This window comes from Pseudomonas sp. LFS044 (genome assembly GCF_047978245.1).
Lineage (GTDB): Bacteria > Pseudomonadota > Gammaproteobacteria > Pseudomonadales > Pseudomonadaceae > Aquipseudomonas.
Map to the genome: position 1 here is coordinate 57,311 of NZ_JBFPFX010000014.1, position 13,003 is coordinate 70,313.

General features: G+C 65.8%; 12 protein-coding genes. 8 read left to right on the forward strand and 4 right to left on the reverse strand.

Annotated elements, in window-relative coordinates; genetic code table 11:
- Nucleotides 1-29 precede the first annotated feature (29 nt).
- Together ACNQPL_RS13850 and ACNQPL_RS13855 are read left to right on the forward strand one after the other, a co-directional pair.
- The gene (locus tag ACNQPL_RS13850) at nucleotides 30-2,801 is read left to right on the forward strand and encodes a response regulator (protein WP_416467048.1); all 2,772 of its coding nucleotides are present in this window, start codon (nucleotides 30-32) and stop codon (nucleotides 2,799-2,801) included.
- 29 nt (nucleotides 2,802-2,830) lie between these two features.
- Nucleotides 2,831-3,427 (forward strand): MarC family protein, encoded by a 597-nt coding sequence (locus tag ACNQPL_RS13855; RefSeq protein WP_346614750.1) that lies wholly within the window; start codon nucleotides 2,831-2,833, stop codon nucleotides 3,425-3,427.
- A gap of 9 nt (nucleotides 3,428-3,436) precedes the next feature.
- Here the strand turns inward: ACNQPL_RS13855 and cobJ are convergent, their stop codons facing one another.
- Genes cobJ through cobG form a run of 4 tightly spaced genes read right to left on the reverse strand, consistent with a single transcriptional unit; the run spans nucleotide 3,437 to nucleotide 7,812 of the window.
- The gene (cobJ, locus tag ACNQPL_RS13860) at nucleotides 3,437-5,143 is read right to left on the reverse strand and encodes a precorrin-3B C(17)-methyltransferase (protein WP_416467049.1); all 1,707 of its coding nucleotides are present in this window, start codon (nucleotides 5,141-5,143) and stop codon (nucleotides 3,437-3,439) included.
- On the reverse strand, nucleotides 5,131-5,865 hold the full coding sequence (locus ACNQPL_RS13865; RefSeq protein WP_416467050.1) for a precorrin-2 C(20)-methyltransferase: 735 nt from the start codon (nucleotides 5,863-5,865) through the stop codon (nucleotides 5,131-5,133). Before ACNQPL_RS13865 ends, cobJ begins: the two co-directional genes overlap by 13 nt.
- Nucleotides 5,862-6,488 carry a precorrin-8X methylmutase gene (locus tag ACNQPL_RS13870; RefSeq protein ID WP_346614753.1) on the reverse strand — a complete coding sequence of 209 codons (627 nt, stop codon included), beginning with the start codon at nucleotides 6,486-6,488 and terminating at the stop codon, nucleotides 5,862-5,864. Before ACNQPL_RS13870 ends, ACNQPL_RS13865 begins: the two co-directional genes overlap by 4 nt.
- Entirely contained in the window at nucleotides 6,481-7,812 is a 1,332-nt protein-coding gene (gene cobG / locus ACNQPL_RS13875; protein ID WP_416467051.1) for a precorrin-3B synthase, read from the reverse strand. The genes ACNQPL_RS13870 and cobG overlap by 8 nt, the downstream gene beginning before the upstream one ends.
- Nucleotides 7,813-7,954: 142 nt before the next feature.
- On the opposite strand from cobG, the gene cbiE reads away from it, so the two are divergent.
- The 6 genes from cbiE (at nucleotide 7,955) to ACNQPL_RS13905 (ending at nucleotide 12,989) form a co-directional block, all read left to right on the forward strand.
- On the forward strand, nucleotides 7,955-9,166 hold the full coding sequence (cbiE, locus tag ACNQPL_RS13880) for a precorrin-6y C5,15-methyltransferase (decarboxylating) subunit CbiE (protein WP_416467052.1): 1,212 nt from the start codon (nucleotides 7,955-7,957) through the stop codon (nucleotides 9,164-9,166).
- Entirely contained in the window at nucleotides 9,159-10,253 is a 1,095-nt protein-coding gene (locus tag ACNQPL_RS13885; protein WP_416467053.1) for a cobalt-precorrin-5B (C(1))-methyltransferase, read from the forward strand. Before cbiE ends, ACNQPL_RS13885 begins: the two co-directional genes overlap by 8 nt.
- Nucleotides 10,250-10,978: a cobalt-precorrin-6A reductase gene (locus ACNQPL_RS13890; protein WP_346614757.1), complete on the forward strand. Its 729-nt coding sequence runs from the start codon at nucleotides 10,250-10,252 to the stop codon at nucleotides 10,976-10,978. The genes ACNQPL_RS13885 and ACNQPL_RS13890 overlap by 4 nt, the downstream gene beginning before the upstream one ends.
- 167 nt (nucleotides 10,979-11,145) lie before the next feature.
- Nucleotides 11,146-11,583 (forward strand): NfeD family protein, encoded by a 438-nt coding sequence (locus ACNQPL_RS13895; RefSeq protein WP_346614758.1) that lies wholly within the window; start codon nucleotides 11,146-11,148, stop codon nucleotides 11,581-11,583.
- Between the two features lie 39 nt (nucleotides 11,584-11,622).
- Complete coding sequence (locus tag ACNQPL_RS13900; protein ID WP_346614759.1) at nucleotides 11,623-12,477, forward strand: SPFH domain-containing protein; 855 nt, start codon at nucleotides 11,623-11,625, stop codon at nucleotides 12,475-12,477.
- Between the two features lie 122 nt (nucleotides 12,478-12,599).
- Nucleotides 12,600-12,989, forward strand: coding sequence for a DUF2946 domain-containing protein (locus ACNQPL_RS13905; RefSeq protein WP_416467054.1), 390 nt, complete (start codon nucleotides 12,600-12,602; stop codon nucleotides 12,987-12,989).
- The last annotated feature ends 14 nt before the right edge of the window (nucleotides 12,990-13,003 follow it).

Genomic DNA, 13,003 nt, shown 5'->3' on the forward strand with positions numbered 1-13,003 from the left:
CGGCACATCGGCTAGGAAGGGATCTCGTAGTGCGTCGGCTTCGGATTGCCACAGCTCTGATCGTCAGCTTGCTGACTTTGCTCTGCCTGCTCCCGGTTTCGGCCGATCAAGGCGGAGGGTGGTCGGTTTTGCTCGATGAACAGGCCAGCCTGCAACTAAGCGATGTCCGCTCCGATCGCTATCGCAGCCAGTTCAGCCCGACAGCGCTCGGTGACCTGGATGCCGCGCCGGCGGAACAGGCCCTTTGGCTGCACTATCGCCTCGAACCAGGCGATCAGGAGCAACTGCTGCGGGTCTTCGCTCCCGACCTGTCCCAGCTGGACCTCTACGCCCTCAACGGCGACAGGCTGTTACGCCAGCTGCACCATGGGCGCCAGGCCGGCAACGCCAGCCCGACCCTGCGCGGCAGCGACCATGTATTGCCCTTGCCCAACAGCCCGCAGGCACTGGATATCTACCTGCGCCTGGTGTCCGAGCACCAGCTGCGCCCGGCCATCAGCCTTGAGCCCGCAGCCGTAGCCGCGTCGAACCACAACCAACCGTTGCTGTTCGGCATGCTGTTCGGCGGCCTGGTGATGCTCATCCTGCACAACCTGATCCGCTTCCTGTACACCCGCTCCACCACTACCCTGATTCTTGCCCTGTACCACGGCCTGATGCTGCTCAGCGGGCTGATCCTGCTCAACCTCAGCGGCCCTTGGTGGCACCTGTGGCACAGCGCACAAACCCCGGCCGCCTACCTGACCCTGGTTCTGGCAGGTATGGCGGGGCTGTACTTCACCCAGCATTTTTTTGCCCCCCGCAACTCACCGCAGTTAAACCGCCTGCTGCAGGGCGAAATGCTGGTGGCGGCGGTCAGCGGCCTGGTCCTGCTGTTCGTCGACACCCTGCCGCTCAACCTGATGACCTATGCCCTGCTGGCGTTGGGCAGCGTGAGCATGCTGCTGGTCAGCAGCTACCACTGGTACAAGGGCTATGCGCCCGCGCGGTTGTTCTGCCTGGCCATGGTGGTGTTCAACCTCGGTGGCCTGGTGCTGCTGCCGGCCCTGCTTGGCCTGACGCGCACCTCCACGCCCTGGTTGTTGTGCATTCTGCTGGGCCTGGCGGTTGCCAGCGGCCTGCTGCTCAACCTCGCCGTCAGCGAACGCCTGCGGCGGATGAACGAAGAGCGCTTCAGCGCCAGCCGCGCGCTGGCCGCCAGCGACGCGGAAATCAACGCCAAGGCCGAGTTCCTGGCCAAGATCAGCCACGAAATCCGCACGCCCATGAACGGTGTGCTGGGCATGACCGAACTGCTGTTGGGCACACCGCTGTCGGTCAAGCAGCGTGACTACGTGCAGACCATCCACAGCGCGGGCAATGAACTGCTCACGCTGATCAACGAAATTCTCGACATCTCCAAGCTCGAATCGCGGCAGATAGAACTGGACGATGTGCAGTTCGACCTCAACGCCCTGATCGAAGACTGCCTGAACATCTTCCGGGCCAAGGCCGAGCAGCAGAACATCGAGCTGATCAGCTTCACCCAGCCACAAGTACCGCGGGTTATCAGCGGCGACCCGACACGCCTGCGTCAGGCACTGTCCAGCCTGCTGGAAAACGCCCTGAAAAACACCGACCAGGGCGAGATCCTGCTGGTGGTGGCGCTTGACCAGCGTGGCGAAACACCGCGCCTGCGCATCGCCGTGCAGGACAGTGGCGAGCCGCTGCCCGCCGCCGAGCGCGAAGCCCTGCTGCAGGCAGAGCTGCACAGCCACCAGTTTCTTTCCAGCAACAAGCTCGGTGGCCACCTGGGGCTGATCATCGCCAAGCAGCTGATCGGCCTGATGCAGGGCGAATTCGGCATCAAAAGCAGCACCAGCATGGGCAACACCCTGTGGCTGACCCTGCCGCTCGACCCGTCGCGGCTTGAACAACCCCCGGCCGACCTCGACGGCCCGCTGCGCGATGCGCGGGTGCTGGTGGTAGACGACAACGACACCTGCCGCAAGGTCCTGGTGCAGCAGTGCAGTGCCTGGGGCATGAACGTGAGTGCAGTGCCGTCCGGCAAGGAGGCCCTGGCCCTGCTGCGGACCAAGGCGCACCTGCGCGACTATTTCGATGCGGTGTTGCTGGACCAGAACATGCCGGGCATGACCGGCATGCAACTGGCGGCCAAGATCAAGGAAGATCCAAGCCTGAACCACGACATTCTGGTGGTGATGCTGACCGGTATCAGCAATGCGCCGAGCAAGGTCATCGCCCGCAATGCCGGGGTCAAGCGCATCCTGGCCAAACCTGTCGCCGGTTACACACTCAAGACCACCCTGGCCGAAGAGCTGGCCCAGCGCGGCCGCGAACAGACCGTGCCGATGCCATTGCCCAACACGCCGCCCGCGCACGAGTTGCCCGGCGACTTCCGCGTACTGGTCGCCGAGGACAACAGCATCTCGACCAAGGTGATCCGCGGCATGCTGGGCAAACTCAACCTCGAACCGGACACCGCCAGCAACGGCGAAGAAGCCTTGGAAGCGATGAAGGCTCGGCGCTACGACCTGGTGCTGATGGACTGTGAAATGCCCGTGCTCGACGGCTTCTCCGCCACCCAGCAACTGCGCGCCTGGGAGCTCGACAACCAGCGCCAGCGAACGCCGGTGGTGGCACTGACCGCGCACATTCTTGCCGAGCACAAGGAGCGCGCACGGCTGGCCGGCATGGATGGGCACATGGCCAAGCCGGTGGAGCTGTCGCAATTGCGCGAGTTGATCCAGTATTGGGCGAACCAGCGCGAAGCCAAGGCCGATCCGCTGCATACCTCGTAGCCGATACCGCCCCTACAAGGACACACCGCATGCTCCATGAGTTGTTCAGTGTCTACCTGAAGATGCTGGTGCTCTACAGCCCGTTTTTCGTGCTGTCGTGCTTCATCAGCCTGACCCGTGGCCACTCCAGCAAGGAGCGCAAGCAACTGGCCTGGAAAGTGGCCTTCGCCGCACTGGTCGCCAGCGTGCTGCTGTACCTGTTCGGGCGGGCGATTTTCGGTATTTTCGGCATCACCGCCGACGCCTTTCGCATCGGTGCCGGCAGCGTGCTGTTCATTTCGGCGCTGGGCATGGCCCAGGGCAAACCCGCCGTGCAGGCCGACAACGTGCAGCAGGACGTGACCATCGTGCCGCTGACCATACCGCTCACCGTAGGCCCTGGCACCATCGGTGCGCTGCTGGTGATGGGGGTGAGCCAACCGCACTGGGACGACAAGGCCCTGGCCATCGTCAGCATCGCGCTGGCCAGCTTCACCGTGGGCCTGGTGCTGTACCTCTCGCACGGGATCGAACGGATACTCGGCGAACAGGGCCTGCAGATCGTCAGCCGGTTGATGGGGCTGTTCGTCTGCGCCTTGGCGGCGCAGATCATCTTTACCGGGATCAGGGGCTACCTGGTCGGTTAGCGCTGCGACTCACGGCGCAACCGGGTACCAGCGCGGTGTGTACACCCATTGCTGGCCATCGGCACGTGCGAAGGTGCAGGTGGTGGACGAACCCACCAGTACCATGGTGCGCATGTCGACCATTTCCGGCGTCAGTTCAGCCAGGGTGACCACGTTCAGCGTCTGCCCAGGCCTGCCGATATCACGCCCCAGGACTACCGGTGTAGCCCCAGCCCGATGCTGGCGCACGATTTCCAGCGCGCGCCCCAACTGCCAAGGGCGCGAACGTGAGATCGGGTTGTAGAAGGCCAACACCAGGTCGGCCTGGCCCGCCAGGTCCAGCCGCTGCTCGATGGTCGCCCAGGGCTTGAGGTTGTCGGAAAGCGACATCACGCAGAAGTCATGCCCCAGTGGCGCCCCCGCTTGAGCGGCGGTGGCCAGCGAGGCCGAAACCCCCGGCAGGATTTCCAGGTCGACACGCTGCCAGGCGGGGTCAGTGGACGCGTGCAGGGCTTCCAGCACGGCTGCGGCCATGGCGAACACACCCGGGTCGCCCGACGACACCATCACCACTGAACGGCCTTGCGCGGCGAGCTCGAAGGCGTGCCGCGCGCGCTGCATTTCTTCGCGGTTGTCGGTGCAATGTTGCACTTGGTCGTCGCGGAACGGCCCAGCCATGCGCACGTAGGTTTCGTAGCCAAGAATGTCCTCGGCGCGGGCCAGCTCGGCCTTGACCGCCGGCACCATCAGTTCGGCAGCGCCAGGGCCAAGGCCGATGACGGCCAGGCGACCGCGCTTGCGGCCCAGCTGGTTGGCGTCGACAGGCGCCGATGCAACGGCAATGACCAGGCCCGCCTGCTCGATCAGGCGCGCATCAGGCAGTGCTTCGGCGGCCATGTCGACAAGGGTGCTTTCTTTGGCGGCAAAACGCAGCGGGACACCCAGCACCCTGGCCGCTTCCTGCAAGGCCGGTTCGGCCATGGCCTGTTCAGCAGCCAGCAGGCACGCCAGCGACTGTTGGGCGATGCCCGCTTCATGCAGCGCCCCGCTGATCCGCTCAACCAGATCAGAGCCGCCCGCGCCCACTGCAACCACCACTGAACGGGGGTGGATCAGCAACTCGTCACGGCTGGCCGGGCGGGCTGTGCATCCGACATGAATGGTGCGCTGGGCAGCTTCACTGGCCGGCAACTGCGCCTGCGCCAGCCACGGTGCATCGCCCTCGATACGCACGGCCTCGCCAGCCAGCAGGTCGGAGACGAAGCGCTTGCCCTGCTCGATATCCGCCAGGGCATAGCCCTCGGGCGGGTTCAGCAGGCAGGTGCCGAAACGCAGTTCACCACTGGTGGTGATCGCCGCGGCCACGCCCAGCGCCTCACCGATCTCGCGGGCCAAGACATTGACGCCACTCAGCCCGCCCAGCAGCGGCACTACCGCACTGCCATCCTCGGCCACCGCCAGCACCGGCGGCTCGGCGCCCTTCTCGCTGAGCAGGCTCGCCAGACTGCGGATGACGATGCCCGCCGCACACAGGGCGATGATCGGCGTGTCCTGCTGGTACAGCGCGCGCAGTGTGTCGCCGAACCCGTCGTAATACTGGTCGGCCTGGTCGACCCGGCCGGCCAGGCCATGCACCGTCGCCTGTGGATACCGCTGCTGGATGCGCCGCGCGGTAGCCAGGCTGCCAGCGCCAAGCACGATGATTGCCGGTGCCTTGTGCATATTCACCCCTGCCATTTTTCACCCGGCACGATGATCAGCGAGAAGTACGGCGACGACTGTGGGTCGACCGCGTCCAGCGCCACGATCTTCTGGTTGGCCATGGTCGCCCGCTCGACGTACAGCGCACGCCCGTCCAGGCCCAGGTCAGCCAATACTTGGCGTACCTTGGGGAAGTTGCGGCCAAGCTTCATGATCACGGCCGCATCGGCGTCAGCCAGGCGGCGCTTGAGCTCCTCGGCTGGCAGCACGCCCGACAGCACCGACAGGCTCTGGTTGCGGTAGACCAGCGGTGCGCCCAGTACCGAAGCGCCACCCAGCATCGAACAGACGCCAGGGATCACCTGGGCTTCATAGCGCTGGGCCAGGCGGTCATGCAGGTACATGTAGGAGCCGTAGAAGAACGGGTCGCCCTCGCAGATCACCGCCACATCACGGCCGGCATCCAGGTGTTCGGCTACCTGCACGCTGGCTTCATCGTAGAAGTCGCTGATCACCTGCTCGTAAGACAGCGGTGCCGGCAGGGCTTCGGTCGTCACCGGGTAGACCAGCGGCAGCAGCGTTTGCGCAGGCTGCAGGTGCGCCTCGATGATGCCGAAGGCGTTGCCGCGCTTGCCCTTGGCCACGAAGTAGGCGACCACCGGGGCCTCGCGCAGCAAGCGCAGGGCCTTGAGGGTGATCAGCTCAGGGTCGCCAGGGCCTACGCCCAAGCCCAGCAGACGTCCGCGCGGCGCCATCATTCCACCTCCGTGGCGAGGGCGTTGACTGCAGCGGCGGCCATCGCGCTGCCGCCCAGGCGGCCTTGCATGATCACGAAGGGCACGCCACGGCTGTCGGCGGCGAGCATGGCCTTGGACTCCGCAGCGCCGACGAAGCCGACCGGGAAGCCGAGGATCAGCGCAGGCTTTGGTGCCCCGGCGTCGATCATTTCCAGCAGGTAGAACAATGCGGTCGGGGCGTTGCCGATCACCACCACGCTGCCTTCCAGGTACGGCCGCCACAGTTCCAGTGCCACGGCCGAGCGGGTGTTGCCAGCAGCCTTGGCCAGGCCAGGAACGCTCGGGTCGCGCAGGGTGCAGATCACCGGGTTGTCCGCTGGCAGGCGTGCACGGGTGATGCCTTCGGCGACCATGTGCGCGTCACAGAGGATCGGCGCGCCGTTGGCCAGGGCTTCGCGCCCGGCGCGGCCGGCGCCTTCGGAGAACTGCAGGCCATCGATGGCCTCGACCATGCCGCAGGCGTGGATCACACGCACGGCGAGCTTCTCGAGGTCTGCGGGTATCCGCTCGAGTCGGGCTTCCTCACGGATGATCCGGAAGGAATTGCGATAGATCTCCTGACCATCGCGGATGTAATCAATCATCAAGGTGCTCCGTCGGCAGGGCGAGCATGGCGCCTGCTTCATTCAAGGTGAGGTCGGTGCCGCGCAGGGCGCCAAAGCCCGGCAGGCGCGCGTCACGCAAATAGAGGTCATAGCGGCCCGGTGAACGGGCCAGCAGCGTGGCCGGGGCGACATGGGCCACGGCGCAGGAACGGGGGCAGCCGGAGAGGTGCACGCTGGCAGGGGCGCCTGCGGGCAACAGCGCAGCCAGGCGCACGGCATCGGCTTTGGTATCGCCCTGCGCCTTGGCGCAGCCGCTGGCGCCGGTGCAGGCAACCAAACGGGCCAAGGGTGCATCGCTGTGGCAGAGCAGGCCCAGGCTCGACAATGTGTGTTGCGCCTGGGTGAGGCTTGTGGGGGCGATATTGGGCAGCATCAGGCTTTGCCAAGGGGTCAGGCGCAGGCTGCCATCGCCGTGCTGGCGGGCGACATGGGCCGCGCCGCGCAGCATATCGGCGGTCAGCCGGCCAAGCGGTGGGGCGATGCCCAGCGCCACGCCTTGCTGCTGGGGCACTGCACCGAGCCACCCGCTGTTGCCTGCCACGCGCCGCCAGCCGAGCACTGCAGCATCGCGGCGCACATCCAGCCCAAGCCCGTCGATGAAACAGTCCACAGTGCAATGTTCCAGCAACTGCCGCATGCGCGCCTGATCCGGGCGGGCCAGATCGAGGAAACGCCCGAGTACGGCCCGCACCAGCGCCAGCCCCTGCTCCACCGGCACCGCACCGACTACCTGGCCATCGCCCGGGCAGCCGGCCAGGCCGAACGCCAGCCAGGTACGTTGTTCAAGGCGCATGGCCGACAGCCACAGGTCGTGAGGGTGTTCGAGCATCGCCAGGCCTTCGCCGCCGTCCAGCTGCACGGCGAACTTGGCCGACAGTTGGTGAAAGCGCGGCGTGCCTTGCAACAGGTCGAGAATCTGATCGGCCAAAGGCCGCACATCCAGCACCGTCGACGGGTCATGCCCGGCCAGGGGGCTGAGCATGAGATTGCGCACATCGTCGCTGGCGGCATCACGCGGGCCAAGGCCTGCTGCCAACAGGCCGTCGATCAGGTTCCGGTGGTCATCGCCAATACCGCGAATTTGCAGGTTGGCGCGGTTGGTCGCCTCGATCACGCCGGTGGCGAAACGCTCGGCAGCCTCCGCCACCGCATCGGCCTGGTCGGCGAGCAGCAGCCCGCCAGGCAGCTTGACCCGGCAGATCCCGCCATCGAGGGCGCTGACGATACGCCACAACCCCGGGCAAGCCGAGGGACGGGGCGATACGGTGGGGGCATGGTCCTGCTTCAATGGGGCGTCCGGCAATCGCTGAAAATGCGCTTGAGTGTAGAAGGCGCGGTATTATGCCTGCTTTGTCCGGCGGCATGAAAAGCCGGTGGTCGAGCATCATTAGTGATTTGGCAAAAAACAGGGTGCTTTGCAGCCCCAACACCACGGAACGAAACACATGGCACCCTGGCTGACAGTAGTAGGCATCGGCGAAGACGGCTTCAGCGGCCTGGGCAAACAGGCCCGGCGCGCCCTGCTGGGCGCCTCGCGGATCATCGGCAGCCCACGCCAGCTGGCCTTGCTGCCGCGCTGCATAAGCGCTGCCCGGCAGGATTGGCCGAGCCCGTTCTCCCTGGCCCCGGTACTGGCCCTGCGCGGTGAACCCGTGTGCGTACTGGCCAGCGGTGACCCGATGTTTTACGGCGTCGGCGCAAGCCTGGCGCGGCAGGTCCCGGCCGAAGAAATGCAGGTCCTGTCGATGCCCTCCTCCTGCGCCCTGGCGGCCGCCCGCCTGGGCTGGCCGCTGCAGGACGTGCAGGTGGTGTCGATTGTCGCGCGCCCCCTGGCCACTCTCAACGCCCACCTGTACAGCGGCATGCGCCTGCTGGTGCTGAGCAACGACGGCGATAGCCCTGCCGCCATCGCCGCCTTGCTGCGTGAGCGCGGCTTCGGGCCAAGCCGCCTGCAGGTGTTCGAACACCTCGGTGGCCCAGCTGAGCGCCGCCTGACGGGCAGCGCAGATGACTGGGCGCACGCTGAGGCAGCCGCACTCAACCTGGTTGCCATCGAGTGCCAGGCCACCGCAGATGCTCCCCGGCTTTCGCGTACGCCAGGCCTGCCGGACGACGCATTCCGCCATGACGGCCAACTCACCAAACGTGACGTACGCGCCATCACCCTGGCCCGGCTGGCCCCGCAGCCGGGCGAATTGATGTGGGACGTGGGCGCGGGCTGCGGCTCGATCGGCATCGAGTGGATGCGCGTGCACCCTGCTTGCCGAACACTGGCGATCGAGGCCGATGAAGGCCGCCAGGGTTTCATCGAGTACAACCGTGATGCGCTCGGCGTGCCCGGGCTGCAATTGATACGCGGCAAAGCACCGCAGGCGCTGGTTGAACTTGAGCGGCCGGATGCCATTTTCATCGGCGGCGGCGTCACCCGGGAAGGCGTGCTGCCGCTGTGCTGGGAGCGCCTGCGCCCCGGTGGCCGGCTGGTGGCCAACGCGGTAACCCTGCAGAGCGAACTGGCCCTGGCGCATTTTCGCCAACAGCATGGCGGCGAACTGACCCGCATCCATGTTGCCCAGGCCCAGCCGCTCGGGGCCTTCGACACCTGGCGCCAGGCGCTGCCGATCACCCTGCTCGACGTGGTGAAACCCTTCGATGCGTGAGGAAACCCGCGAACAACCCGCGCCACTGCGCAGCGGCCTGACCACCGGCAGCTGCGCAACCGCCACCAGCCTGGCCGCCGCCCGCCTGCTGCTCACCGGCCTGCGTGACGACGCAGTCAGCATTACGCTGCCCAAGGGCAAGGTGGTGCAAATGCGCCTGGAGTTCTGCCGCTGCGAGGGCGCGCGCGCCGAAGCCGGTACGCTCAAGGATGCTGGCGACGACCCGGATGTCACCCACGGCGCCCTGCTGTACAGCCAGGTGCGCTTGCTGGATGAGCCGGGCGTGCGCTTTGTCGCGGGCCAAGGTGTCGGTACCGTTACCCGCCCCGGCCTGGTGCTCGCGGTAGGTGAACCGGCGATCAACCCGGTGCCGCGTCGCATGATCAGCGAGCATTTGCAGCGGTTGGCCGATGAGTGCGATTACCGCGGTGGCTTCGAGGTCACGGTGAATGTGCAGGGCGGCGAGGCGCTGGCCTTGAAGACCATGAACCCGCGCCTGGGCATCCTCGGCGGGCTGTCGATTCTGGGCACCAGCGGCATCGTCCGGCCCTTCTCCTGCGCGGCTTACATCGCCTCGATCCACCAAGGCATCGACGTAGCCCACACCAATGGCTACACGCATATCGCCGCCTGCACCGGCAACGCCAGCGAGGACACCATGCGCCGGGTCTATGGCCTGCCGGAAATCGCCCTGATCGAGATGGGCGACTTCGTAGGTGCGGTGCTCAAGCACCTGCGCAAGGTGCCGGTGCCCCGCCTGACCCTGTGTGGAGGTTTCGGCAAGATCAGCAAACTGGCCGCCGGGCACATGGATCTGCATAGCCGCCATTCGAGCATCGACCTGCCACAACTGGCCGGCTGGGCCGCCGACATTGGCGCCGATACCGACCTGCAGGCCGCGATCATCGCCGCCAACACCAGCCAGCAGGCCCTGGCCCTGGCGCACGCCGCCGGTATCGCCTTGGGCGACGCGGTCTGCGCCCACGCCTTGGCCTTCGCCCGCAGCATCGTACCGGCACAGGTGCAGGTGGAAGTATTCGCCATCGACCGCCAGGGCGGCATCGTCGGCCAGGCAGGTGTGCAATGAACCGGCGCATCCTGTTGCTCGGCGGCGTCACCGAGGCGCTGGCCATCGCCCGCCAGCTAGGCCCCGAACATGTCTACAGCCTGGCCGGCATCGGTCGCGTGCCACAGGACCTGACCTGCCAGGTCAGGGTCGGTGGCTTTGGTGGCGCCGAAGGCCTGGCCAACTACCTGCGCGAGGCGGGTATCACGCTGCTGATCGACGCCACTCACCCCTACGCGGCGCAAATCAGCCGCAATGCCGCCGCTGCCGCGCAGGCCGCTGGCATTCCTTGCTGGGCCCTGCGCCGCCCGGCCTGGCAGGCACAGCCGGGTGACGACTGGCGCGAAGTGGAAGACTGGGCAGGGCTGATCGAAGCGCTCAGGCCGTTCCGGCGGCCGCTGTTCACCCTCGGCCGCGAGCCGCTGCAACACCTTGACGACATTCCGCCGGAACAGTTCTGGACGCTGCGGGCGCTGGAGGCCTGCGTTGGCAATGATCGCTGTGAAGTGATCGGCGCGCGTGGGCCGTTTCAGCTTGAAGCGGAACGGGCGCTGTTTGCGCGGCGTAATATCGATGTGCTGGTCAGCAAGAACAGCGGTAGCGTGGCGACCGAACCGAAGCTTGAGGTGGCGAGAGAGCTCGGGGTTCCTGTGGTGATTCTGAAACGTCCCGCATTGCCTGGCGTAGACCGTGAGTATGCGTCCCTGGATGCGTTGACGGCGGCTCTCAATGGTTTTGGCGATTAACCTTCAGGGCGCCTGCCTTGAATTTTGCAGCGTGGCCAAGATCGAGCACCGGCAAACTCCCGACAAGCATCAGCATTTCCCTACACACATCGCTCTTTTGCCTGATTAGCCATCTGCCTCTCCATTAACCTAAAATCACCCCCCCTCCCCCGGAAGGCTTTACACATATGGAAATGCAATGGTGGATCTGGCTGGTCTTCGGCATCGCGCTGATCCTGCTCGAGCTGGTCCTGCCCACGTTCTTCATCATCTGGTTCGGCATCGGTGCCGTGCTGGTCGCACTCATTTCGCTGGCCGCCCCCACCCTGCAACTGGATATGCAGGTGCTTTTTTGGGTGCTGTTCTCCTCTGCCACCACGGCCCTGTGGTTCAAGCTGTTTCGGCGCACGCAGCCGGATGTGCGCTGGACCGCCGACAGCGTGATCGGCGAAGTCGGGCTGCTGATAAGCAGCGTTTCGCAATTTCAGAAAGGCCGTGTGCGCTTCCAGAAGCCGATCCTGGGCAATGAGGAGTGGATCTGTGTGGCCGACAGCGACATCCCGTCCGGCGAGCGCGTGCGCCTCGTCGCCATCGAAGGCAATACCGCCCGGGTCATTCGGGCCTGACGCCTTGTCAACAGCTTGCATTAAAAGGAAGTTCGCAGCATGACCAGCCTCATCGTTGTCGCCACACTTGCCGTGTTCGTTCTGATCACGGTGTTCAAAGGGGTGCGCATCGTGCCCCAGGGCGAAGAATGGATCGTCGAGCGCCTGGGCCGCTACCACAGCACGCTCAAGCCCGGCCTGAACATCGTCATCCCGTACATGGACGTTGTCGCTTACCGCCTGCCGACCAAGGACATCATCCTCGACGTGCAGCAACAGGAAATCATCACCCGCGACAACGCGGTGATCGTTGCCAATGCCCTGTGCTTCGCCAAGGTGGTCGACCCGCAGAAGGCTTCCTATGGCGTGCAGGACTTCTCGTTTGCCGTCACCAGCCTGACCATGACCTCGCTGCGCGCCATCGTCGGCGCCATGGACCTGGACGAAGCGCTGTCGAGCCGCGAGCAGATCAAGGCGCGCCTGCGCGAAGCGATGTCCGAACAGACCGAAGACTGGGGCGTCACGGTGCGTTCGGTGGAAATCCAGGACATCAAGCCGTCCGAAAACATGCAGCTGGCCATGGAGCGCCAGGCCGCCGCGGAACGTGAGCGTAAAGCCGACGTGACCCGTGCCGAAGGTGCCAAGCAGGCGGCGATTCTCGAAGCGCAAGCACGGCTGCAGTCGGCCAAGCTGGATGCCGAGGCGCAGATCAACCTGGCCGAGGCTTCGGCGCGGGCGATCTCGCTGGTCAAGGAAGCCGTGGGCAACGAGACGGTACCGGCCATGTACCTGCTGGGCGAGCGCTACATCGGCGCCATGGAGAACCTGGCAAACAGCAACAACGCCAAGGTTGTGGTGCTGCCGGCGGACCTGCAGGAGACCGTCCGTGGCCTGATGGGCCGCAACAAGGCTTGATATCACCGGGGCCGCTGTGCAGCCCCAGATGTCACACCACCTGCGTCACTTCACCGCACCCCGCCATTTTTACCTATACTCCGCCTTACAATACCCGCCACGATTCCTGACCGGATCTCTCCATGCCCCCACGTCGGCACATTGCCTGGATAGCCTGCCTAGCAGTGCTGTTCAACCTGCTGGCCATGCCGCTGTCCTCTGCCGCGCCCAAGGGCCCGGCCGAACAGCTGCTGTGGGGGGCTTTCTGTTCCAGCCTGGCCGGCAAGGCCAAGGTCGATGTCCAGGCCTTGGCCAAGATCGACCTCGGCACCCAAAGCGACCAGCATTCCAGCATGCAGCACTGCTGGTGCTGCTCTGGCGCCGCACCGCTGCTGGCGCTGCCAGGCTATCCGCCGCAGCTGCACAACCCGCCCACGCTGCTGGCCGGGTATCCACCGCCGCTCGCTACCTACCAACCGACGCCGCGCCAGCTATGGCCTGCGCTCAACCCCCGTGCCCCTCCCCTGGTCTGAGTTCATCACGCTGT